The sequence below is a fragment of the Frigoribacterium sp. Leaf164 genome, assembly GCF_001423665.1.
Lineage (GTDB): Bacteria > Actinomycetota > Actinomycetes > Actinomycetales > Microbacteriaceae > Frigoribacterium > Frigoribacterium endophyticum.
The window spans coordinates 457,621-479,196 of sequence record NZ_LMOX01000001.1; the positions used below are offsets into that span (position 1 = coordinate 457,621).

At 74.2% G+C, this 21,576-nt stretch carries 18 protein-coding genes; 10 read left to right on the plus strand and 8 right to left on the minus strand.

Annotated features, from left to right (window positions below):
* Nucleotides 1-77 precede the first annotated feature (77 nt).
* On the plus strand, nucleotides 78-1,085 hold the full coding sequence (locus ASF82_RS02050) for an LLM class flavin-dependent oxidoreductase (protein ID WP_056052763.1): 1,008 nt from the start codon (nucleotides 78-80) through the stop codon (nucleotides 1,083-1,085).
* Nucleotides 1,086-1,169: 84 nt separating this feature from the next.
* Here the strand turns inward: ASF82_RS02050 and ASF82_RS02055 are convergent, their stop codons facing one another.
* Nucleotides 1,170-2,408, minus strand: coding sequence for a mannosyltransferase family protein (locus ASF82_RS02055; RefSeq protein ID WP_156369889.1), 1,239 nt, complete (start codon nucleotides 2,406-2,408; stop codon nucleotides 1,170-1,172).
* Nucleotides 2,409-2,513: 105 nt separating this feature from the next.
* Between ASF82_RS02055 and ASF82_RS02060 the strand changes: the two genes are divergently transcribed.
* The 3 genes from ASF82_RS02060 to ASF82_RS02070 all read left to right on the plus strand — a co-directional run bounded on the left by ASF82_RS02060 (nucleotide 2,514) and on the right by ASF82_RS02070 (nucleotide 8,039).
* Nucleotides 2,514-3,611: a LuxR C-terminal-related transcriptional regulator gene (locus tag ASF82_RS02060; protein ID WP_056052768.1), complete on the plus strand. Its 1,098-nt coding sequence runs from the start codon at nucleotides 2,514-2,516 to the stop codon at nucleotides 3,609-3,611.
* 256 nt (nucleotides 3,612-3,867) lie between these two features.
* Nucleotides 3,868-7,167, plus strand: a complete 3,300-nt coding sequence (locus ASF82_RS02065) for a S8 family serine peptidase (RefSeq protein ID WP_156369890.1) — start codon at nucleotides 3,868-3,870, stop codon at nucleotides 7,165-7,167.
* A 170-nt stretch (nucleotides 7,168-7,337) separates the two neighbouring features.
* Nucleotides 7,338-8,039: an endonuclease/exonuclease/phosphatase family protein gene (locus ASF82_RS02070; protein ID WP_369814241.1), complete on the plus strand. Its 702-nt coding sequence runs from the start codon at nucleotides 7,338-7,340 to the stop codon at nucleotides 8,037-8,039.
* 142 nt (nucleotides 8,040-8,181) lie between these two features.
* Here the strand turns inward: ASF82_RS02070 and ASF82_RS02075 are convergent, their stop codons facing one another.
* Nucleotides 8,182-8,463, minus strand: a complete 282-nt coding sequence (locus tag ASF82_RS02075; protein WP_056052773.1) for a hypothetical protein — start codon at nucleotides 8,461-8,463, stop codon at nucleotides 8,182-8,184.
* Between the two features lie 335 nt (nucleotides 8,464-8,798).
* Between ASF82_RS02075 and ASF82_RS02080 the strand changes: the two genes are divergently transcribed.
* Together ASF82_RS02080 and ASF82_RS02085 are read left to right on the plus strand one after the other, a co-directional pair.
* Entirely contained in the window at nucleotides 8,799-9,638 is an 840-nt protein-coding gene (locus ASF82_RS02080) for an aldo/keto reductase (RefSeq protein WP_056052777.1), read from the plus strand.
* A gap of 160 nt (nucleotides 9,639-9,798) precedes the next feature.
* Entirely contained in the window at nucleotides 9,799-10,602 is an 804-nt protein-coding gene (locus ASF82_RS02085; RefSeq protein WP_056052780.1) for a Pr6Pr family membrane protein, read from the plus strand.
* Here the strand turns inward: ASF82_RS02085 and ASF82_RS02090 are convergent.
* A complete protein-coding gene (locus tag ASF82_RS02090) occupies nucleotides 10,512-12,050 on the minus strand; it encodes an FAD-dependent oxidoreductase (RefSeq protein ID WP_056052784.1) in 1,539 nt (512 codons plus the stop codon). The genes ASF82_RS02085 and ASF82_RS02090 overlap by 91 nt on opposite strands.
* A 176-nt stretch (nucleotides 12,051-12,226) precedes the next feature.
* Nucleotides 12,227-13,024 (minus strand): alpha/beta fold hydrolase, encoded by a 798-nt coding sequence (locus ASF82_RS02095; protein ID WP_056052787.1) that lies wholly within the window; start codon nucleotides 13,022-13,024, stop codon nucleotides 12,227-12,229.
* Between the two features lie 139 nt (nucleotides 13,025-13,163).
* Between ASF82_RS02095 and ASF82_RS02100 the strand changes: the two genes are divergently transcribed.
* Complete coding sequence (locus tag ASF82_RS02100) at nucleotides 13,164-13,862, plus strand: NAD(P)H-hydrate epimerase (protein WP_235491138.1); 699 nt, start codon at nucleotides 13,164-13,166, stop codon at nucleotides 13,860-13,862.
* Between the two features lie 50 nt (nucleotides 13,863-13,912).
* On the opposite strand, the gene ASF82_RS02105 is transcribed toward ASF82_RS02100, so the two are convergent.
* The 4 genes from ASF82_RS02105 to ASF82_RS02125 all read right to left on the minus strand — a co-directional run bounded on the left by ASF82_RS02105 (nucleotide 13,913) and on the right by ASF82_RS02125 (nucleotide 19,283).
* Nucleotides 13,913-15,304 carry an MFS transporter gene (locus tag ASF82_RS02105; RefSeq protein WP_156369959.1) on the minus strand — a complete coding sequence of 464 codons (1,392 nt, stop codon included), beginning with the start codon at nucleotides 15,302-15,304 and terminating at the stop codon, nucleotides 13,913-13,915.
* Between the two features lie 443 nt (nucleotides 15,305-15,747).
* Complete coding sequence (locus tag ASF82_RS02110; RefSeq protein ID WP_056052796.1) at nucleotides 15,748-17,244, minus strand: DHA2 family efflux MFS transporter permease subunit; 1,497 nt, start codon at nucleotides 17,242-17,244, stop codon at nucleotides 15,748-15,750.
* Nucleotides 17,245-17,427: 183 nt separating this feature from the next.
* Nucleotides 17,428-18,309, minus strand: coding sequence for an ABC transporter permease subunit (locus ASF82_RS02120; protein ID WP_056052801.1), 882 nt, complete (start codon nucleotides 18,307-18,309; stop codon nucleotides 17,428-17,430).
* On the minus strand, nucleotides 18,306-19,283 hold the full coding sequence (locus ASF82_RS02125; RefSeq protein WP_056052803.1) for an ABC transporter ATP-binding protein: 978 nt from the start codon (nucleotides 19,281-19,283) through the stop codon (nucleotides 18,306-18,308). The genes ASF82_RS02120 and ASF82_RS02125 overlap by 4 nt, the downstream gene beginning before the upstream one ends.
* Before the next feature lie 190 nt (nucleotides 19,284-19,473).
* Between ASF82_RS02125 and ASF82_RS15085 the strand changes: the two genes are divergently transcribed.
* The 3 genes from ASF82_RS15085 to ASF82_RS02140 are packed head-to-tail and all read left to right on the plus strand — an operon-like array spanning nucleotide 19,474 to nucleotide 21,568.
* A complete protein-coding gene (locus ASF82_RS15085; RefSeq protein ID WP_235491139.1) occupies nucleotides 19,474-20,151 on the plus strand; it encodes a DedA family protein in 678 nt (225 codons plus the stop codon).
* Between the two features lie 4 nt (nucleotides 20,152-20,155).
* On the plus strand, nucleotides 20,156-20,869 hold the full coding sequence (locus ASF82_RS02135) for a nucleoside/nucleotide kinase family protein (protein WP_082514237.1): 714 nt from the start codon (nucleotides 20,156-20,158) through the stop codon (nucleotides 20,867-20,869).
* A gap of 12 nt (nucleotides 20,870-20,881) precedes the next feature.
* Nucleotides 20,882-21,568 (plus strand): histidine phosphatase family protein, encoded by a 687-nt coding sequence (locus ASF82_RS02140; RefSeq protein ID WP_056052806.1) that lies wholly within the window; start codon nucleotides 20,882-20,884, stop codon nucleotides 21,566-21,568.
* Nucleotides 21,569-21,576: the final 8 nt, after the last annotated feature.

A 21,576-nucleotide genomic window follows, 5' to 3' on the forward strand; every position in this document is an offset into this window, starting at 1 on the left:
CCTGAACGGGGTGCGGGCCGCCTCCTCGGCGTCCGGGCGTCGGGAACACGACCCGCGCCTCCGTGGTTGAGCCCACCATGACCGTTCCCCTCTCGATCCTCGACCTCGCTCCGATCGCCCCCGGCGAGACCGCCCGCGACAGCTTCGCCGCCTCGGTCGCCCTCGCCCAGCAGGCCGAGGCGAGCGGGTACCGACGCGTCTGGTACGCCGAGCACCACAACATGTCGTCGATCGCGTCGAGCGCGACGTCCGTCCTGATCGCCCACGTGGCGAGCCAGACCTCGACCATCCGCCTCGGGTCGGGCGGGGTCATGCTGCCGAACCACTCGCCCCTCACCATCGCCGAGCAGTTCGGCACGCTCGAGACCCTGCACCCGGGGCGCATCGACCTCGGGCTCGGCCGGGCCCCCGGCAGCGACCAGGCCACGTTCCGCGCGCTGCGCCGCGACCCCGCGTCGTCCGAGCGCTTCCCCCAGGACGTCCTCGAGCTGCAGGCGTTCCTCGCGGGGGAGTCCCGCGTGCCCGGCGTCAGCGCGACGCCCGGGGCCGGCACGGCGGTGCCGCTCTACATCCTCGGCTCGTCGCTCTTCGGCGCCCAGCTGGCCGCGGCGCTGGGCCTGCCCTACGCGTTCGCGTCGCACTTCGCCCCCGACGCCCTGCACCAGGCGGTCGCGACCTACCGCCGGGAGTTCCAGCCGTCGGACCAGCTCGACCAGCCGTACGTGCTCGCCGGCGTCAACGCCATCGCCTCCGACGACGCCGACGACGCCCAGCGCCAGTTCGCCGAGATGAAGCGGGCCCGCCTGATGATGCTGCTCCGCCAGAGCGGCCAGGTCACCGTCGACCGCACCTTCAGCGACGACGAGCTCGACCACCTGCTCCGCACGCCGGCCGGTGGCCACGTCGCGAGCATGACGACCTACACGGGCGTCGGCACCGGCGACGAGGTGGCCGACTACGTGAGCCGGTTCGCGCACAGCGCCGACGCCGACGAGGTCATCGTGGCGCACGCGTCGCTCCGCACCTCCGACCGGCTGCGGTCGGTGGCGCTGCTCGCCGAGTCGACGGCGCGGGTCCCCGCCTAGACGGTCGCGCCGCGGGGCCCGCTCAGGCGGTCGCCCCGCGCGTGCCCGCCCCGGCGGCGGCGCCGCGGGCGCCCGCCCCGGCGGTCAGGGCGCGACGTACAGCCAGAGCAGCACCGCGGCCACCGGCTGCAGCACGAGGCTGGTGCCGAGCAGGCTGCGGCGCAGCCACGGCCGCTCGCCGATCGCGCGCGTGCCGAGCAGCGGCGTCAGCGGCATCAGCAGGCGGAACAGGCTCTGCTGCGGCAGGAACACCGCGAGCAGGTAGAGGCCGAAGCTCACGACGAAGCCGTGCACCTCGTGGCCGAGCTGTGCCGTCGACCCTCGGCTGAGCCACCAGGCCGCGAGGGCGATGATCAGCAGCACCAGGGCGATGCCGGCGACCCCGAGCCACCGCCCCGCGAGCATGAACCACGGCGTGAGCGGCACGAAGTCGGGGCGCCCGACGTAGTCGACCCACCAGGCCATCTCGGTCTGCAGGTAGGCGTCCGGCTCGCCCGTGGCGAGGTGGGCCACGACCGGCCAGGCGAGCCCGGCCGCGGCGACGACGAGCCCCGCGACGACGATGCGCGTCAGCTCCCGCCGGTCGAGCGACGCGCGCTCGGTGCGCCAGCGCACGACGAGGTGGATCGCGAGGGCGAGCGCGAGCGCGAGCGCCCCCGGCCGGGTGAACGCCGCCACCACGCCGCAGAGCAGCACGAGCTGGTACTGGCGGCGCTGCAGCGCGAGCACGCCGGAGAAGAGCAGGAAGAGCGACAGGCTCTCGGCGTAGCCGACGCTGAGCACGTACGACAGCGGGCCGAAGCAGAAGAGCAGCACGGCCCAGAACGCGCTCCGGTGCCCGACGCGGGGCTCGAGGAGGCGGTGCAGCACGATGACGGCACCGGCGCCGGCGGCCGTGGCGATCAGCACCGAGGCGACCGCGAAGCTCATCCCGGTGGCGACCATCAGCAGGTGGCACAGGGTCGGGAAGACGGGCAGGAACGCCCACTCGTTGGGCAGCACCTCGCCCGCCGCGTCGGTGGGCAGCGTGCCCGGGTAGCCGTGCAGGGCGATGGTGCGGTACCGGTCGCTGTCCCACGAGACGGTGAAGTCCAGGAACGACCGCTCGCTGCCGGGCGTGACGAAGGCCGCCCCGGTCAGGGTCGCGACCTCGTAGACCACGAACAGGATGGTCGTCGAGAAGACGCGCGACACGAGGTACAGGGCCAGCAGCCCGGGCCAGCGGCCGGAGAAGCGGCCCGCCAGGTCGAGGGCCGGCCAGCGGAGCGACCTGCGCCGGAGGTCGACGGAGGGGCCGGAGGCGGTGGTCGCCTCGCCGCTCATCGCGCGTTCCGTCGGGGGGTCATCCCGACGACGCTACCAAGAGGGAGGCGCGACCGCCTGGTCCAGATGTCGTCACGGAGCCCGACGACCGTGCACCATGGGACGATGCCCCTGCCCTCGCTCGCCGCCCTCGGCATCGATGCCGTCACCGCCGACGTCTACGAGTTCGTGCTGTCGAGCGGCGACACGGTCGACGTCGGCACGATCTCGGCCGTCCGCGCGCTCGACGTGGCGACCGTGGTCACGGCCCTCGAGCAGCTGCGCAACCTCGGCCTCGTGCACCGCACGGCCGACGGGACGGTCGCGGCCGACGGCACGAGCACCGCCGGCTACGGGGCCGTCGACCCCCGCGTCGCCGTCTCGGCGCTCGTCGCGGCGCGCGACGAGCAGCTCGCCGACGCCCGCACCGCGGTGACCGACCTCGGGGCGCTCTTCGACGACGGCCGCCGCCAGGCAGACCCGTCGGGCTCGACCACCGTCCTGACCGGGCACGCCGCCGTGGGCGACTGGTACTCGCGCCTCCAGCACCGGGCGCGCCACGAGTTCCTGGCCTTCGACCGCCCGCCCTACGTCGTCGCGACGAACGAGTCCGTCGAGCGGGGCGCCCTCGGCCGCGGCGTCCGCTGGCGGGCCATCTACACGGTGGCCAGCTTCACGGGCGACGGCAGCCTCCAGGGCATCCACCGGCTCGGCGCCCACGGCGAGGAGGCGCGGGTCACCCACGACCTGCCGGTCAAGCTGGCGGTGGCCGACCGGGCCGTCGCCCTCGTCTCCGTGGGCCCCCTCGACGACCCGACCGCGCCTCCCGAGGCCCTCGTCACGGAGTCGCCGGCCCTGATCGCGGCGCTCTGCGACCTGTTCGAGTCGCGCTGGCGCACCGCGCTGCCCGTGCCCGCCCTGCCGACGGCCTCGGTCGACGGCTCGCCCGACTGGGCCGAGGTCGCCGCCCGGCTCGCGGCCGCGACGAGCGGCGACGAGGGCGCGGTGCTCGAGGGCGTCCCGACGGCGTCGCGCCCGCCGACCGTCGACGAGCGCGACCTGCTCGCGCTCGTCGCCGCCGGCGCGACCGACGAGGTCATCGCCGCGCAGCTCAGGGTCTCGCCGCGCACCCTGCGGCGGCGCCTCCGTGACCTCTTCGACGAGCTCGGCGCGAGCAACAGGTTCCACGCCGGCGTCGAGGCGGCGCGGCGCGGCTGGGTCTGACGAGGCTCGGATGGTACGCCCCGCCCCGCCCCGACAGCCCTCGTCCAGCCTCCTCCCCGGGCTCGCCCAGCAGCGTCGCCAGGGGGTCACGAGGCGGACACCGGGCGTACCCCGTCCCGTTGCGCGGAGGTAAACATCGTGGCCGAGTGAGGTCACTGGCCTGCTCCGGCCAGGTCCCCCCGTAGTGGGGTCGGCGCATTCTCAGGTAACTCTTACGGGAGACCGCGGCACGGGCCGCGGCATGCGAAAGGCACCCGTGATCAGATCGTCCGGCCGTCGACGGCCGTTGTACCCCACCGCCCTGCTCGTGACCGGCCTCGTCGCCGCCGGGGCGATCGCGCTCCCGGCGACCGCCGCGTCCGCCGCCGACGGGCCCGTCGTCGTGAGCGACTCGGAGTTCACCGACGGCAGCTACGTCGTCACGCTCCGCGACCCGGCGGTCACCGCCTACGACGGCGGGAAGTCCGGCTTCGCCGCGACCGCGACGCCCGACGAGGGGGTCGACCTCACCGACCCGGCGACGTCGAAGTACGTCGAGCACCTGCAGAGCGAGCAGGAGGCGGTGGCCGGCTCGGTCGGCGTCACCCCCGTCGCGACGTACCAGGTCACCACCAACGGCTTCGCGGCCGACCTCACGGCGGCCCAGGCGAAGCAGCTCGTCGGGTCGTCGAAGGTCGCCGCCGTCGTCAAGAACGAGATCCTGCACACGACGGCCGTTCCGTCGACCGACTACCTCGGCCTCTCCGGCGCCGACGGCGTCTGGGGCACGCAGGGCACCGGCGAGGGCGTCGTCGTCGGCGTCATCGACACCGGCATCGCCCCCGAGAACCCCTCCTTCGCCGGCGACGCGCTGACCGCGACGCCGAGCGACACCGTGCCCTACACGACCGCGGCGGGCATCTCCTACGAGAAGTCCGACGGCGGCACCTTCACCGGCGTCTGCCAGCGCGGTCAGCAGTTCGACGAGACCGACTGCAGCACGAAGATCGTCGGGGCGCGCTACTTCCTCGCCGGCTTCGGCGAGGACCGCATCGAGACCGCCCAGAACGGCGAGTACGTCTCGCCCCGCGACGGCGACAGCCACGGCTCGCACACGGCCAGCACGGCCGCCGGCAACGCCGACGTGCCCGTGACGATCAACGGCCGCGACTTCGGCGACATCTCCGGCGTCGCCCCCGACGCCAAGGTCGCCGCCTACAAGGTCTGCTGGACGGGCAAGGTCTCGGCGGAGGTCGCCGACGGCTGCGCCACGGCCGACCTGCTGAGCGCCATCGACGCGGCCACCGCCGACAACGTCGACGTCATCAACTACTCGATCGGCGGCGGCAGCGCCACGTCGACGAACTCGCTCACGGACCAGGCGTTCTACAACGCGGCCGCGGCGGGCATCTTCGTGGCGGCCTCGGCCGGCAACTCGGGCCCCGGCGCGTCGACCCTCGACAACGCCGCTCCGTGGATCACCACGGTCGCCGCCAGCACCATCCCGAGCTACGACGCCACCGCGTCGGTGACCGGGCCCGACGGCGTGGTCACGAACTACCTCGGCGGCTCGACCTCGCTGTCGACCGACCCGGCCGGCGTGACCGGCCGCTTCGTCGACGCGCTGTCGTCCGGCCTGCCCGGCGTCGACCGGACCGACCTGTCGTACTGCACCGGAGGCACCCTCGACCCGGCGCTCGTCACGGGCACCATCGTGCTCTGCGACCGCGGCGTCACCGACCGCACGGCCAAGTCGGCCGAGGTGCAGCGCGCCGGCGGCATCGGCATGGTCCTGGTCAACAAGACCCCGAGCTCGGTCGACGTCGACGCCCACGTCGTCCCGACCGTGCACGTCGACGCCGGCGCCGGCAACGTGAACTACACCGCGCTGCACGCCGCCGCCGCCCCCGGCACCTCGACCGTCACCCTCCTCGACGGCAACCCGACCGGCCAGCCCGAGCCCGCCACGCCGCAGGTCGCCGGCTTCTCGTCGCGCGGCCCGGTCGAGGCCGACGGCGGCAACGTGCTGAAGCCCGACGTCGCCGCCCCCGGCGTCGCCATCCTCGCCGCCGGCGCGAACGCGGAGGGCGCCGCGGCGACCTACGAGTTCCTCTCCGGCACGTCGATGTCGTCGCCCCACGTGGCCGGCCTCGCGGCGCTCTACCTCTCGGTGACGCCCACCGCGACTCCCATGGAGGTGAAGTCGGCCATGATGACCACCGCCGGCGACACCGTCGACACCACGGGCGCGCCCTCGCAGGACGTCTTCGCCCAGGGCGCCGGCCAGGTGCAGCCCGCCGACATGTTCGACGCCGGCCTGCTCTACCTGAGCGGCGTGGCCGACTGGGACAGCTACATCGCCACCCTCGGCAGCGCCGAGGGCTCGCAGCTCAACCAGGCCTCCATCGCCGTCGGCGCGCTGCTCAACTCCACGACGGTGACCCGCACCGTGACGTCGACCGGGGCAGGCACGTACACCGCCCAGCCCGTGTCGCTGCCCGGTGTGGCCACCACCGTCTCGCCCTCGACCCTGTCGTTCACGGGTGCCGGCCAGACCGCCTCGTACGAGGTGACCTTCTCCCGCACCACCGCCGCGTACGACCAGTACACGACGGGCTACCTGACCTGGACGGACGGAGGCGCCCACACGGTGCGCAGCCCGCTCGCGGTCCGCCCCGTGGCCGTCGACGTGCCGAGCGACATCACCGGCACCGGCGTCACCGGCAGCGCGGAGGCGCCCATCACCTCGGGCGGCGACCAGACCCTGGCCCTGTCGGCCGAGGGCCTGGTGAAGGGCGAGCGGACGAGCGGCAGCGGCACGGTCGGCGACTTCGACTACGTCGACGTCACCATCCCGGCCGACACGCAGTTCGTGCGCTACGAGCTGACGGCCGGCGGAGCGGACGCCCCCGCGGTCGACGAGCCCGTCGACTTCGACCTGACGCTCTACGAGCTCGACGCGACGGGCACCCCCGTGGCGATCACCGCGACCTCCGCGACCTCGGCCGCGGACGAGCAGATCGACATCACGGAGCCCGAGGCCGGCAGCTACCTGCTCGAGGTCGCGTACTACTCGGGCGGTGAGACGATGACCTACGACCTCGACGCCTACACGCTGATCCCGTCGGCGTACACCGGGTCGTTCGCGGTCTCGCCGACCACCCTGACGCTGGCCTCGAACCAGGAGGCCGTCGTCACGGCGTCGTGGACGGGCCTCGAGCCGGAGTCGCAGTACCTCGGCCGCATCGTCTACGGGGCCACCGGTCGCGTCACCTACGTGACGGTCGACTCCGGCCCCGCGGTCACCGCGCCCGTCGACCCGGGCACGCCCGCCCCGGCGCCCGGCGACCCCGGTGCCGGCGCCCCCGGCACGGGTGCTCCCGGCGCCGGCGGAGCGGGCGGCACGGGCGGCGGGAACGCCGCGCCGGCCGCGAGCGACCTGGCCTTCACTGGCCAGGACGTCGCCCCGATGATCGCCGCGGGCGTGGCCCTGCTGCTCGCCGGCCTCGCGGCCGCCGTGATCGGACGACGCCGCCTGCGCAGCGTCGCCGTGACGGAGCGCACGCCGGAGGCGTAGCGGCCCGACGGCCTACGGCCTCACGGCCTGACGGCCAGACGCGACTGGAGGCGGTCCGCAGCTCCCTGGGGGAGGTGCGGGCCGCCTCCGTCGTGTGTCGGGTCGACCACGCTGTCCTCCGCGCGCAGCCTGCACCTGATGGAAACATCGAGGGACTAGGTTCGTCACTCGTGGACGACGAGACCGGCAACACGATGCGCGTGGTGAGCTACAACCTGCGCGAGCACACCGCCAAGCACGAGATCCAGGCCCTCGCGGAGGACCACACGGCCGACGTGCTGTGCCTCCAGGAAGCCGACACGAACGACATCCCCGAGGCGTTCGGCGCGTACACGCTCGCCGCGTCGACGCGCAACAACCGGCTGGGGCTCGCGGCCTACTACCGCGCCGAGCGCTTCGAGCTGCTCGGCACCAACGTCTACGCGCTGAAGAAGTCGATGCACGACCGCGTCATGTCGCCCGCGCACGAGCGCCTGCTGGCCATGCACCTGCACGACCGCCTGTCGGGGCAGGACGTCCTGATCGGCTCGTTCCACGCGGCGCCGCTCACCGCGACGAACGGCCTCCGCAAGAAGCAGGTCGAGTCGGCGCACCAGCTGATGCGCGCGCTCGCCCCCGGCGTGCCGATGCTCATGGTCGGCGACTTCAACTACCCGTGGTTCCACGGGGGGCTGAAGAAGCGCATCGAGCGCGACGGCTTCACGCTGACCCGCAGCAGCACGCCGACGTACCTGGGCTACCGCTACGTGAAGGGCCACTTCGACTTCGCGACGAGCTACGACCTCACGATCGAGGACGTCGTCACGCTGCCGGCCGGGGTCAGCGACCACCGGCCGATCCTCGTGCGCGCGCGGGGGCTGGCGACCGCCTGACCCGCCGCGCCCGCACGCACGACGCCGCCCGCCCCGATCTCGTCGGGGCGGGCGGCGTCGTGTCGGCCGGGGGCCGTGGTCGGTGCCCCCTCGGGGGCGTGACCGGCGTGCGGGAGGCGCGGGGCGACTCCCGCAGGAGCGGCTAGGCCGCCAGCGCGAGCGCGCCGGTGCTCACGGCGTACGCCTGCACGATGGTGCGGCTCGGCTCGCGGCGCCAGCTGCGGCCGGGGATGACCCAGCCCTGGGCGCCCTCGACCGTGACGGCCGAGCCGACGCGGACGGCGTCGGTGACGACGTCGGCCCAGGCGCGGACGACGAACTCGGCGCCGCGGTCGTCGACGACGACGAACTCGACGAGGCGGGGGGTGGACGGGGAGGGCTCGGTGGTGACCGTGCCCGAGACGGTGATGATGTTCTCGTTCATGATGTGTTTCTCTCGGTGCTCTTGCTCTGTGGCACGCAGCGCGGGGCGTGCGTGGTCCGCCGTTCTCGGCGGGTCGGACGGTGCGTCCGCAGGTCGGTGACCTGGTCGGGCCTCGCTCTCGAGCGACGGACCGGTGAGTAGGCGGGCTGGTGAGGCCCGGACCGGTGGTGCTCGTGAGGCTGTTCGATCCGGCCTGCGTGTGGACGACAGGCCGTGGATCGGGGACGATCTGAGAGGATCATCGCCAAGCGACTCATGACTGTACCACGATGCGACCGAGAGAACCAGGGGCGTTGGCCGGGACGCCGTCGGGCGCGAGTGGTTGCCTGGTGTGCATGACCACGATCCCCACCATCACCCTGAACAACGGCGTCGAGATCCCCCAGCTCGGCTTCGGCGTCTACCAGATCGAGCCCGACGAGACGAAGGACGCGACGCTCGCCGCCCTCGAGGTCGGCTACCGCCACATCGACACGGCCGAGATGTACGGCAACGAGGCCGGCGTCGGCGAGGCCCTCCGCGCCTCCGGCCTCGACCGCTCCGAGGTGTTCGTCACCTCCAAGCTCAACAACGGCTTCCACCGCCGCGACGACGCGCTGAAGGCGTTCGACGGCACCCTCGACGCCCTCGGCAGCGACTACGTCGACCTCTTCCTCATCCACTGGCCCCTGCCGACCACCGACGTCGACTACCTCGAGACCTGGAAGGCCCTCGAGGAGATCCACGCGACCGGCCGCGCCAAGGCCATCGGCGTCTCGAACTTCCAGCAGGCCCACCTGCAGCGCCTGCTCGACGAGTCCGACGTCGTGCCGGCCGTCAACCAGATCGAGGTGCACCCGTACCTCACGAACGACTCGCTGCGCCTCTTCGGCGTCGAGCACGGCATCCACACCGAGGCCTGGTCGCCCATCGCCCAGGGCAAGGTGCTCGACGACCCGACCCTCGTCGAGATCGCGGAGCGCGTCGGCAAGTCGACCGCGCAGGTCACCCTGCGCTGGCACGTGCAGCGCGGCGACATCGTCTTCCCGAAGTCGGTCACGCGCAAGCGCGTGGAGGAGAACTTCGCGCTCTTCGACTTCGAGCTGAGCGACGCCGACGTGGCCGCGATCACCGACCTCGACAAGGGCGAGCGCACGGGCCCCGACCCCGACACGTTCGACTACATCCCGTCCTGATCCCGCCCGGGGCCCGCGACCGCGGGCCCCTCGCGGCGTCGATCGCACCAGCGCCGACCGGGCGCGGCACCCGTGCCGCACCCGGTCGGCGCTAGTACGCTCGTCGTCTCCGCCGCTGCCGGACCGGGCCGCGGCAGGTCGCCGAAGGAGAACCGTCGAAGTGCGTCACGTCGTGGGGGGCCTGCGCCTCCTTGCCGCCGCCGTGGGCCTCGTCGCGCTCGTGGGCAACTTCGTCTACGTGCTCGGCTTCTCGACCTTCACGTCGTTCAACTACTTCAGCTACTTCACGCAGCAGAGCAACATGTCGAACGTCGTCGTGCTCGTCGGCTCGGGCGTGGCCGCCCTCCGCGGGCGGTCGGAGTCGCCGCTCTTCGTCTCCGTCCACGCGCTCGTCACGACCTACGTCATCGTGTCGGGCATCGTCTACGGCATCATCGTCGCCGAGTCGCTGGCCAACGGCTACGCGATCGGCGTGCCCTGGTCGAGCCAGGTGCTGCACTTCTGGATCCCCAGCTACGTGCTCGTCGACTGGGTGCTGGCCCCGGGGCGCAGCCGCATCAGCTGGAAGGTGCTCGGCGTCGTCCTCGTCTACCCGGTCGTCTGGGGCGTGGCCACGATCGTCCGCGGCGCCGACGTCGGCTGGTACCCCTACTTCTTCCTCGATCCGGCGCAGGTCTCGTGGCCCGGCGAGTTCCTGATGTACAACGCCATCGCGCTCGGCACGATCGTCGGGGTGCTGACCGGGCTGATCGCGCTCAGCCACCTGCGGCCCCGCGGCCCGCTGGCCGGCACCGCGCCTCCGCCCGGGCACGCCGACCAGCCCGGGGGTGGGCCCGCCTCAAGTGCGGCCGATCCGACCGGGGCCGCCCGAGCTCAGGAGGCGGGGGTCTCGTCGGGCGTCGTGGTCTCGCCCGGCTCGGTGCCGGCGCCGTCGCCGGCCGGGTCGTCGAGCAGGTCGAGGTAGGGCTGCAGGCTCGCCATCGCCTGGGCGACGGCGTCGTCGTCGTCGAGCTCGAGGGTCGCCAGGGCGGCGTCGCCGCCCGTGAGGGCGACGAGCACCGGCTCGCCCGTGACCGGCTCGAGGTTGAGGAAGACGCGCCAGCGGGCCGTGTCGTCGGCGACGACCCAGACGGTGGCCGTGGTCGACCAGAACGCGCGCTCGAAGCGCAGCCAGAGCACCTCCTGGTGGCCGACGCCCAGGGCGTCGATCGCGTCGAGGTGCTGCTGCGGGAGCTCCGGCGAGAACTCGACCGACGCCTCCTTCAGCACCCCCAGCGGGACGGTGACGACGGCGCGGTCGGCGGAGAGCGACTCACCGGTGGCCGTCCGCAGGCCGACGCCCTCGTCGCCGTGGCGGATGCGCACGACGTTGCTGTCGCGCAGCACGTCGAGGCCCCGCAGCTGGGCCGTGACGAACGACGAGAAGCCGCCCGTGACGAGGGCGGCGTCCGCGGGCAGGACGAGCTCGGAGACGCCGGAGGCGCTGCCGGCGTCGAGCTCGCGGGCGGCGAGGGCCGAGGCACCCGCGCCGAAGCGGACCGGCAGCACCTCGTCGACCACGACGGCGAGCCGGTCGGCGTCGGAGACTCCCGAGGCGTCGGGCTCGGCCGACACCTGGTCGGCCCCGGAGCCGGCCAGCGCCTCCGCGAGGGTGGGGGAGCCGGCGCGGCCGACCGCCCACTCGGCGGCCCGGGCGAGGGCGGAGGCGGTCGTCGCGTCGAGCACGGGGCCGTCGGTGACGAGGGCGGCCCCGTCGGCGGCCCGGGCCTCGACGGTGGGCTCGAGCCGGGTCAGGGCCACCCCGCCGAGGGCCAGGGCCGCGCGGAGGGCGACGGCCGCGTCGCCGAGGGGGACGCCGGCGCCGAGCTCGACGGGGAAGGGCCAGTCGTCGCCGTCGACGCTGTGGACGCGGCCCCCGACGCGGTCCCGGGCCTCGATCACGACGACCTCGAAGCCGCGGTCGGCCAGGCTGCGCGCGGCCGTCGCCCCGGCGACGCCGGCGCCGACCACGGCGATGCGCTCGCCCGGCTGCGCGACGTCGGCCACGGCGTCGGCGACCTCGAACCCGCTCGCCCGCGCCCCGGAGACCGTGCCGGGCGACACCGACGCCGTGGCCTCGCCGGCGAGGAAGACGCGGTCGCCGAGGGGCTCGCGGAGCGTCCGCCGGCTGTCGGGGCCGGCGTCGGGGGTGAGGTGGCTCGTGGCGCCGAGGGCGTACGGGTCGCGGGCCCAGTCGCTGCGCCGGAAGGCCACCGGGCCCACGCCCTCGGGCAGCGGGGTCGGCGTGGGCGTCGGGGTCGCCGTGGGGGTGGGGGTCGCCGTCGGCGGCGGGGCGTCGGTCGTGCAGGCGGCCAGCAGGAGCACGGCCCCGGAGACCGAGCCCGTTAGGAACGCGCGACGACTGATGCCCATGGTGCGTCCATCATCGCAGCGACGGGCGGCCGTGTCGCGCTCCACGGGCGCGTCGCGTCCGTCGAGCGCGTCGAGCGTTCAGGAGCGGCCGGTGTGAGCGGCCCGTCGCGGGGCGCCCCGCGCGGCTGCCTCCTGAACCGTCGACGCCGGGGCGGCGCGCTGACGCGCCGGGGCGCTCAGGCGTCGACGGCCTCGAGGAAGGTCCGCAGCAGGTCGGTCACCTGGTCGACCGGCTGCAGCGACGACGCGTGGTCCTGGCCGACGAGCTCGTAGAACGCGGCCTCGGGCATGCGGCGTGCGGCGTCCTGCGACTCGCGGTGCCGCTCGACGTCGCGGGTGCCCGCGAGCAGCAGCGTCGGCACCGTGACCGAGTCGAGCTGCTCGGCCGTGAGGCCGCCGCCCGTCTCGGCGGCGGTGAAGAACGCCGCCAGCGCCTCCGGGTCGTCCTGGCGGAAGGCGAGCCGGGTACCGGGGTCGAGCGGGCGGCCCATCGCGAGCTCCCACCCGGCGATGAACGAGTCCATGCCCCCGGTCGTGAGCCGCTCGTGCCAGTCGGGCGTGAAGGTCGCCCCGATGTTGCCGTTCATCGGCGCCCAGCTGCCCCCGATCGTCGTCAGGGTGCGGAGCAGCTCGGGCTCGTGGGCCGCGATCGACAGCCCGACCCGGGCGCCGAACGAGTAGCCGACGTAGTGCACCGGCGCGAGCCCGGTGGCGTCGAGCACGGCGGCGACGTCGCCGCGGTGGTGGGCCATCGAGTAGGCGGCAGGGTCGTGGGGCCCGCCGCTCCGGCCGTGGCCCCGCAGGTCGAGGGCGACGACCGTGAAGTCGCGCTCGAGGTCGCGGAGGTAGCCGAGCCCGCGCCAGCTGCCCTTCGACAGGCCCGAGCCGTGCACGAGCAGCAGCGGGGCGCCGTCGCCGGCCACCTCGTAGGCGATCGCGGTGCCGTCGACGGGGTTGTGGGCCTCAGAACGCATCCGGCCAGTCTGGCAGGGAGGCGCCTCCGCGTGCCCGGACCGGTCCGTTCGTGCCCGGATCGCCCCGGTCCCGGTCCCGGTCCCGACTCCGGTCGTGCGGAGCGAGCGCGGGAGGCGCGGGGCGGCCACGATGGACGCCATGGTCCACGGATGGTCGGCAGAGCAGGTCAGGGCGGCCGAGGCGCCGCACCTCGAGGCGGGCGAGCCGCTGATGCAGCGCGCGAGCGACGGCCTGGCGGAGGCGGTGCGCGGTCTGCTGCGCGACTCCGGCCGGTGGCCCGCCCCCGTGGTGCTGCTCGTCGGCAGCGGGTCGAACGGGGGCGACGCTCTCTTCGCCGGGGCGGCGCTCGCGGCCGACGGCTGCGCGGTCACCGTGGTGCCGACCGGACCCCGGGTGCACGAGGCCGGCCTCGCGGCGGCCACCGGGGCCGGTGCCGTCACGGACGACCCGGCGGCGTGGGCCACGCCCGAGGCCGCCCGTCGGCGACTGCACGAGACGGGCGCCGCGGTGCTGCTCGACGGCCTCGTCGGCACGGGCACGAGCGCCGATCCCGCGCTGCGCGGCCGGGCGCGCGACGTCGTCGAGGCCCTGCTGCCCTCGCTCCGCGAGCCGGGCGCGCCCACCGTGGTCGCGGTCGACGTGCCCAGCGGCGTCGGCCCCGACGACGGCAGCGTGCCCGATTCCGCCGTGCTCCCGGCGACCCTGACGGTCACCTTCGGCGGCCACAAGGCCGGGCTGCTGCTCGAGCCGGCGGCCGGCCTCGCGGGGGAGGTCGTGCTGGTCGACATCGGCCTGCTGCCCGACCTCGCCCGGATGACGCCGCTCGTCACGCGCTGACGAGCGGCGCCGGCCTCACGACCCGGCCCGGCCTCACGACCGGCCCGGCCTCACGACCGGGGCTTCACCACCGACAGGGGGCTGGTGATCGCCTCGAGCGACTTCCGTTCGGCGGCCACGCCGAAGACGAACGCGATGACGCCGCCGACCAGCATGATGCCCGCGCCGAGGAAGTAGCCGAAGGTCAGCGGCCCCCGGTCGGTGCCGTCGCCGATCAGGGCGCCGTAGAGCGTCGGGGCGACCGCGCCCGCGATCTGGCCGAGCGCGAAGAAGTAGCCGATGACCTGGCCGCGCAGCTCGAGCGGGAAGATCTCGCTCACCGTGAGGTACGCCGAGGAGGCGCCCGCCGACGCGAAGAAGAACGACACGCACCAGAAGACCGTCTGGGTCGTCGCGCTCAGCACGTCCATGTGGAAGAGCACGGCCGACACGGCCAGCACCACGGCCGAGACGCCGTAGGTGAGGAAGATCATCTGCCGGCGGCCCCAGGTGTCGAAGAGGTGGCCGAGCAGCAGCGGGCCGAGCAGGTTGCCGATCGCGAACGGGAAGAAGAAGTACTGCGTCGACGCCGGGTCGGTGCCGTAGAAGTTCTGCAGCACCAGGGCGTAGGTGAAGAAGATCGCGTTGTAGAGGAACGACTGCGTGATCATCATCGTCGCGGCGACGAGGGTGCGCTTCGGGTAGTCCTTCACCAGGGTGCGGAAGATCACGCTGAACGGGATCCGGCCGTCGCCGGCGATCTCGAGCGCCTGGTCGTCGCTGACGGGCTCCAGGTGCCGGCCCTCCGCCTCCACCCGCTTCTCGATGTCGGTGACGGTGGCCTCGGCCTCCTCCTCGCGGCCGTGGGTCATCAGCCAGCGCGGGCTCTCGGGGATGTGCCGGCGCAGGTAGATGATGATCAGCCCGAGCACCGGGCCGATGAAGAAGCCGATGCGCCAGCCGACGTCCTCGGCGAAGTAGTCGGTGTTCAGCAGGAAGAGGTTGGCGGCCGAGCCGAGGGCCGCACCGCCCCAGTACGTGCCGTTGATCGCGATGTCGACGCGGCCGCGGTAGCGCGACGGGATGATCTCGTCGATGGCCGAGTTGATCGCGGCGTACTCGCCGCCGATGCCCATGCCGGCGATGAAGCGGAACACGGCCAGGAAGGCGAAGTTCGGCGAGAGCCCGGCGAGTCCGCTGGCGACGAGGTAGATCGCCAGCGTGAGGATGAAGAGCTTCTTGCGGCCGAGCGTGTCGCTCATGCGCCCGAAGATCAGGGCACCGGCGACCTGGCCGAGCAGGTAGATCGTGCCGAGGTAGCCGACCTGCGCAGCCGTGAGGCCGAGGTCGGCCTGGAAGCCGGCGGAGGCGACGATCTGGATCTCGAGGCCGTCGAGCACCCACGAGAAGCCGAGGCCGACGACGATCGTCCAGTGGAAGCGGGTCCACGGCAGCCGGTCCATCCGGGCCGGGACGAGGCTGCGCCGGGGAGCCCCGGTCGCCCCCTCGGCGGTGGTGGGCGTGTTCGACATGGGTGCCTCCCCGGGTGCTGCGCTCGACGTGCGGAGCGGCCGCGGCGCAGGTGCCGTCGGCCGGTCGGGGAGTGCAGGCGCTGCAGGAGTGCAGCCTCTGCACGGGCCGCGACCGGTCGAAGCTACTCCCCGCCCGGGGCCGGTGACCGGTGCCCCGGAGGGGCTCGCGGCGGAGGCGTCGAGCGTTCAGGGCGACCCGGCTCGGCGGGGCGCCGACGACCCCCCGGACGCCGCTGACGCCTGAACGCTCGACACGGGGTCGGCGCGCAGGCGTCAGGGGGCGGAGCCGGGGAGGCGGCGCCGGCCGGGGGAGGCAGCGGGCCGGGCGTGGCCGCGGGCCGGGGAGGTGCGGTGTCCGCCCCGAGGAGGGTCGGCTAGTGCGCGACCACCTTCTCGGCGCCCTCGACCACCGGCGGCCGGCGGACGAAGAACGAGCCGACCACGGCGAACACCGAGATGACCGCGCCGACGAGGAAGGCCGCCCGCACGCCGCTGCTGGCGGCGGCGACGTCGCCCGCGCCGCCGGAGGCGGCCGTGGTCGCGGCGAGGGTCATCACGGTGACGAACACGGCCGTGCCGGCGGCGCCGGCGACCTGCTGCACCGTGCCGACGACCGCGCTGCCGTGCGAGTACAGACGCCCCGGCAGCGAGCCGAGGCCCGACGTGAAGAGCGGCGTGAACATGAGGGCGAGGCCGATGCTCAGCGCGACGTGCGCCCCGAGCACCATCGGGATCGGCGTCGACTCGGAGACCGTCGACAAGAACCACAGCACGGCGCTGACCAGGGCGGTGCCGGGCACGAGCAGGACGGTCGGGCCGTACTTGTCGAAGAGGCGGCCGACGATCGGCGACAGGAGGCCCTGGACGAGCCCGCCCGGCAGGAGCAGCAGGCCGGTCGCGAGGGGGTCGAGGCCGTGCACGTTCTGGAGGTAGATCGGCAGGACGATCAGCGTGCCGAACAGGGCGATCATGCCGATGCCGAGCACGAGGGTCGACATCGTGAAGGTGCGGGAGGCGAAGGTGCGGAGGTCGAGGAGCGCCGTGTCGGTGCGCTGCAGCGCGCGCTGGCGCAGCACGAACGCGACGAGGGCCACGACGCCGACCGCGAGCGGGACCCACGCCGGCACGGCGGCCTCGGCGCCCTCGCCGAAGGTGCTGAGGCCGTAGACGACGCCGCCGAAGGCGAACGCGGAGAGGATGACCGACAGCACGTCGAGGGGCACCTTGGTGGGCGTCGTCACGTTCTTGACGCGGACGGCCCCGAGGGCGAGCGCCGCGAGGGCGATCGGCAGCACCAGGATGAACATGAAGCGCCACTCGAGGACGCTGAGGATGAGGCCGGAGATGGTCGGGCCGATGGCCGGGGCGACCGAGATGACGATCGAGATGTTCCCCATCGTGCGGCCGCGGGTCGCCGGCGGCACGAGGGTCAGGACGGTCGTCATGAGCAGCGGCATCATGATCGCCGTGCCCGACGCCTGCACCACGCGGCCGATCAGCAGCACGCTGAAGCCGGGCGCGATCGCCGAGATGGCGGTGCCGAGGCTGAACAGGCTCATCGCGGTGATGAAGACGGGGCGTGTGTCGAAGCGCTGGAGCAGGAAGCCCGTGATCGGGATGACGACGGCCATCGTCAGCATGAAGCCGGTGGTCAGCCACTGGCCGGCCGTGACCGTGATGTCGAGGTCGCGCGTGAGGCTGGGCAGCGCGACGCCCATGATCGTCTCGTTGAGGATGACGACGAAGGCCGAGACGAGCAGCAGGCCGATGACCAGCTTGTTGCGGGCGGCGGTCGCCGCGTCGGGGCCGTCGTCGGCGCCGGCCGCGCCGGCGGGGGCGGCGGTCGTGGGGCGGGCGGTGTCGCTCGTCATGGCGGTGCTCCTGGGGAACGAGGGCGGATGGCGGGAGGCGACCTCACCGTCGAGACGCTCCAGGGAGAAGGCCCCGCCCGCCTGGATCATTCCCGCGGATCGCCCCTGGATGTGCCGGGAGCCCGCGAGCCGCCCCGAGGGGCGGCCGGCGGGCTCCGAGGCCGAGCGGTGACGGCGGCGGCGTCAGACGTCGCGGCGCTTCACCGCGGCGACCGCGACGACGAACAGGGCGACGACCCAGCCGGCGAGCACGCCGAGAGCCTGCCACGGCGTCAGCACCACGGCGTCGTCGACCGTCGGCGGGGTCAGCATCGACGACCCCTCGACCTGGTACTCGAAGACCCGGGTCGCGGCCTGGGGCGGGGTGAACTCGTAGAGCGTGTAGATCCACGGCTCGGAGATCACGGCCATGCCGATCGTGAAGATGATCGGCAGCACGAAGACCAGGCCGATCGACGCCGCGATGCCGCCGGCCCCGTTGCGGATGACCGCGCCCAGCCCGAACGAGATCATCGCGATCATCGCGACGCTGGCGGCGGCGCCGACCAGCGACCACCACAGGCCGGTGTCGCCGAGGTCGAGCTCGATGCCCGTCGACGACGAGAGCAGGGGCGTGCAGACGAGCGCGGCGACGACCAGGGCGAGGCCGGAGACGACGAAGGTGCTGACGCCGACGATCAGCACCTTGGCCACGAGCGCGGGCGTTCGCCGGGGCACGGCGGTGAAGGTCGAGCGGATCATGCCCGTGCCGTACTCGCCGGTGATGACGAGGGCGCCGAGCACCGCGGCGACGAGCTGGGCGAAGGCGACGCCGATCGTGATGACCTGCACGCCGAGCGCCTGCTGCTGCTCGGCCGTGGCCTCCATGCCCTCGAAGCCGCTGGCGACGGAGGCGAACAGCGCGCCGAACCCGACGACGATCACGACGATGACGGCGAAGCACCACGCGGTCGAGCGGAGGCTGCGGAGCTTGATCCACTCGGAGGCGACGACGTGGGCGAAGGTCACGCCGGGCCCGACCGAGTGGCCGTGGGCGGAGCGTCGGGTGGGGGCGGCGGCGGTCATCGCGAGGCTCCGGGGGTCGTGGCGGCCTTCTCGGCCGCGGCGGGGGAGGCGGGGGTCGCGGCGGCGGCGCCGCCCGCGTGGTACTCGACGGAGTCCTGGGTGAGCGACATGTAGGCCTCCTCCAGCGAGCGCACCACCGGGGTCAGCTCGTGCAGGACGATGCCGCGCGAGGCGGCGAGCTCGCCGACCCGGGCCGCGGTGACGCCGGGCAGCTCGAGCGAGCCGTCGTCGGCCGTGACCGGCTCGACGCCGTGCTCGGCGCGGACGAGCTCGACGAGCTGGGGCAGGTGCGGGCTGCGCACGCGCACCCCGTCGCCCGAGGCCTGGGCGATCACCTCGCTGACGGGGGCGTCGGCGAGCACGCGGCCGCGGCCGAGCACGATGAGGTGGTCGGCGGTCTGGGCCATCTCGCTCATCAGGTGCGACGAGAGGAAGACCGTGCGCCCCTCGGCGGCGAGGTGGCGGGCCAGGGTGCGGACCCAGACGACCCCCTCGGGGTCGAGGCCGTTGACCGGCTCGTCGAAGATCAGGGTGGCCGGGTCGCCGAGCAGCGCCGCGGCGATGCCGAGACGCTGGCCCATGCCGAGCGAGAAGCCTCCGACGCGCTTCTTCGCGACGGGCTCCAGCCCCGTGAGGGCGATGACCTCCGCGACGCGCGAGCGGCCGATGCCGTGGGTCGCGGCCATCGCGTGGAGGTGCTCGGAGGCGCTGCGCCCGCGGTGCACGGCCTTCGCGTCGAGCAGCACGCCCACCTCGCGGAGGGGAGCCCGGTGCTCGGCGTAGGGGCGGCCGTTCACCGTCACCGAGCCGGAGCTGGGGCGGTCGAGGCCGACCACCATGCGCATCGTCGTCGACTTGCCCGCGCCGTTCGGCCCGAGGAAGCCGGTCACGATGCCCGGCCTCACGGTGAACGACACGTCGTCGAGGGCGACCTTCTGGCCGTACCTCTTGGTCAGGTGCCGAGCTTCGATCATGTGGTGGGTTCCTCCCCGGGGCCGTTCGGCGCCGCAGCGCCGCCCCCGCGCGGTCGCACGGCGGTCCTCGACCGACGATAGGGCCGCGGGCGCCCCGGCGGCATCCGCCGACCGGACGAGGCGGAGCGGGCCCGGCTGCGCTGCGCGGGGGAGGACCGGTCGTGCCCGCCGACCTTGTTACAGTCCTCCGGTGACGACCGACGCGCTCCTCGCCTCCCTGCCCGCCGCCTCCGGGGGGTTCCTCCTCTTCGACCCCGAGGCGCTGCTGCCCGCCCTCGGGCCGTGGGCGCTCGCCGGCATCTCGCTGATGATCTTCATCGAGTCGGGCGTGCTCTTCCCCTTCCTGCCCGGCGACTCCCTCCTGTTCACGGCCGGCCTGCTGCACGAGCCGCTCGGCCTCGAGGTGTGGGTGATCGCGCTCTGCGCGTTCGTCGCGGCCTTCCTGGGCGACCAGGTCGGCTTCTTCCTCGGCCACACCTTCGGGCGCCGGTGGTTCCGCCCCGACGCACGCGTGCTGAAGACCGCGCACCTCGAGAAGGCCGAGGCGTTCTTCGCCAGGTACGGCGGCGTCTCGCTCATCCTCGGCCGGTTCGTGCCGATCGTCCGCACCTACGTGCCCCTGGCCGCCGGCACCGCGGGCTACACCTACCGCAAGTTCGTCGTCTTCAACGTCGTCGGCGCCTTCCTCTGGGCGGTCGGCATGGTCGTGCTCGGCTCGCTGCTCGGCGGGGTGCCGATCATCCGCGACCACGTCGACGTCTGGGCGATCGTCCTCGTGGTCGTGTCGGTGATGCCGATCGTCGTCACCGTGCTGCGCAAGGCCCTGGCCGGCCGACGCGACCGGGCCGCCGCCGCGAAGGGCCTCTGAGGCCGTGACGGCGGGCGCGACGCGGGCGAGCGAGGCCGCGGCCGGCCTCGTCGACCGGCACCGCGCCTCCGGCCGGCGCCGCACCGTCGTCGGGCTGGCGGGCGAGCCCGGCGCGGGCAAGAGCACCCTCGCGGCCCAGCTCGTCGTCGCGCTCGGGGCCGCGGGGCTGAGCGCCGTCGTCGTGCCGATGGACGGCTTCCACCTCGCGAACGTCGAGCTCGACCGCCTCGGGCGTCGCGACCGCAAGGGCGCCCCCGACACGTTCGACGCCGACGGATACGTCGCGCTGCTGCGGCGTCTCGCGGCGCCGGGGCCGCGCCCGGTCTGGGCGCCCGACTTCGATCGCGACCTCGAGGAGGCGGTGGCCGGCTCGATCGCCGTCGCGCCCGAGGTCGAGGTGGTCGTCACCGAGGGCAACTACCTCCTCGTGGACGCCGAGCCGTGGACGGCGGCCCGCGCGGCCCTGCACGAGACGTGGTTCGTCGAGGTCGACCCGGCGGAGCGCCTGCGGCGGCTCGTCGCCCGCCACGTGCGCTTCGGCAAGGACGAGGAGGCAGCGCTCGCGTGGGCGACCGGCCCCGACGAGGGCAACGCCCGGCTGGTGCGCGCCGGGCGGGCCTCTGCCGACCTGGTCGTCGTCGCGGACGCCGGTGCGGGTCCGGGCCCGGGACCGGGGCACGGCCTGCGCCCGGAGCCCGGCGTCGGGGGCCTCTCGTAGGCTGGGCGCATCATGCGACTGCTCCTGATCCGACACGGCCAGACCCCCGACAACGTCATCGGCGCCCTCGGCACCACCGCGCCCGGCGCCCGCCTGACCGACCTGGGCCTGCGCCAGGCGGAGGCCCTGCCGGCCGCGCTCGCGGCGGAGACGATCGGCGCGCTGTTCGTCAGCACGCTCGTGCGCACCCAGCTGACGGCGGCGCCCCTGGCCGCGGCGCGGGGCCTCGAGCGCGTCGTGCTCGACGGCCTCCGCGAGGTCGTCGCGGGCGACCTCGAGATGCGCGCCGACCCCGCTGCGGGTGCCGCCTACATGGGCACGGTCGCCCGGTGGGTCGTCGGCGACCGCGACGCGCGGATGCCCGGGGCCGAGAGCGGCCACGAGTTCCTGGCCCGCTACGACGCGGCGATCGAGCGCGCGACGGCCGACGGCCACGACACGGTGGCCGTGGTGAGCCACGGCGCGGCCGTGCGCGGCTGGGTCGGCTGCCGGGTGGCGGGGGCGGGCGGCACGTTCGTCCGTGACCACGACCTCTCGAACACGGGCGTGGTCGTCGTCGAGGGCAGCACGACCGACGGCTTCCGCCTCGTCTCGTGGGAGGGCACGCCCCTCGGCGGTGCCGACCTCGACGACCCGACGGCCGACGACCCGACGGGCGAGGCCCCGGCCGACGTCGTCGACGCCGCTGCGCGGCCGTAGGGCGGGGG

What these genes read in the sequence shown, in the direction of transcription:
- ASF82_RS02050 (WP_056052763.1), top strand. Translation starts at nt 78, where the DNA reads ATGACCGTTCCCCTCTCGATCCTCGACCTCGCTCCGATCGCCCCCGGC.
- ASF82_RS02055 (WP_156369889.1), bottom strand. Translation starts at nt 2,408, where the DNA reads ATGAGCGGCGAGGCGACCACCGCCTCCGGCCCCTCCGTCGACCTCCGG.
- ASF82_RS02060 (WP_056052768.1), top strand. Translation starts at nt 2,514, where the DNA reads ATGCCCCTGCCCTCGCTCGCCGCCCTCGGCATCGATGCCGTCACCGCC.
- ASF82_RS02075 (WP_056052773.1), bottom strand. Translation starts at nt 8,463, where the DNA reads ATGAACGAGAACATCATCACCGTCTCGGGCACGGTCACCACCGAGCCC.
- ASF82_RS02080 (WP_056052777.1), top strand. Translation starts at nt 8,799, where the DNA reads ATGACCACGATCCCCACCATCACCCTGAACAACGGCGTCGAGATCCCC.
- ASF82_RS02090 (WP_056052784.1), bottom strand. Translation starts at nt 12,050, where the DNA reads ATGGGCATCAGTCGTCGCGCGTTCCTAACGGGCTCGGTCTCCGGGGCC.
- ASF82_RS02095 (WP_056052787.1), bottom strand. Translation starts at nt 13,024, where the DNA reads ATGCGTTCTGAGGCCCACAACCCCGTCGACGGCACCGCGATCGCCTAC.
- ASF82_RS02100 (WP_235491138.1), top strand. Translation starts at nt 13,164, where the DNA reads ATGGTCCACGGATGGTCGGCAGAGCAGGTCAGGGCGGCCGAGGCGCCG.
- ASF82_RS02105 (WP_156369959.1), bottom strand. Translation starts at nt 15,304, where the DNA reads ATGGACCGGCTGCCGTGGACCCGCTTCCACTGGACGATCGTCGTCGGC.
- ASF82_RS02110 (WP_056052796.1), bottom strand. Translation starts at nt 17,244, where the DNA reads ATGACGAGCGACACCGCCCGCCCCACGACCGCCGCCCCCGCCGGCGCG.
- ASF82_RS02120 (WP_056052801.1), bottom strand. Translation starts at nt 18,309, where the DNA reads ATGACCGCCGCCGCCCCCACCCGACGCTCCGCCCACGGCCACTCGGTC.
- ASF82_RS02125 (WP_056052803.1), bottom strand. Translation starts at nt 19,283, where the DNA reads ATGATCGAAGCTCGGCACCTGACCAAGAGGTACGGCCAGAAGGTCGCC.
- ASF82_RS02140 (WP_056052806.1), top strand. Translation starts at nt 20,882, where the DNA reads ATGCGACTGCTCCTGATCCGACACGGCCAGACCCCCGACAACGTCATC.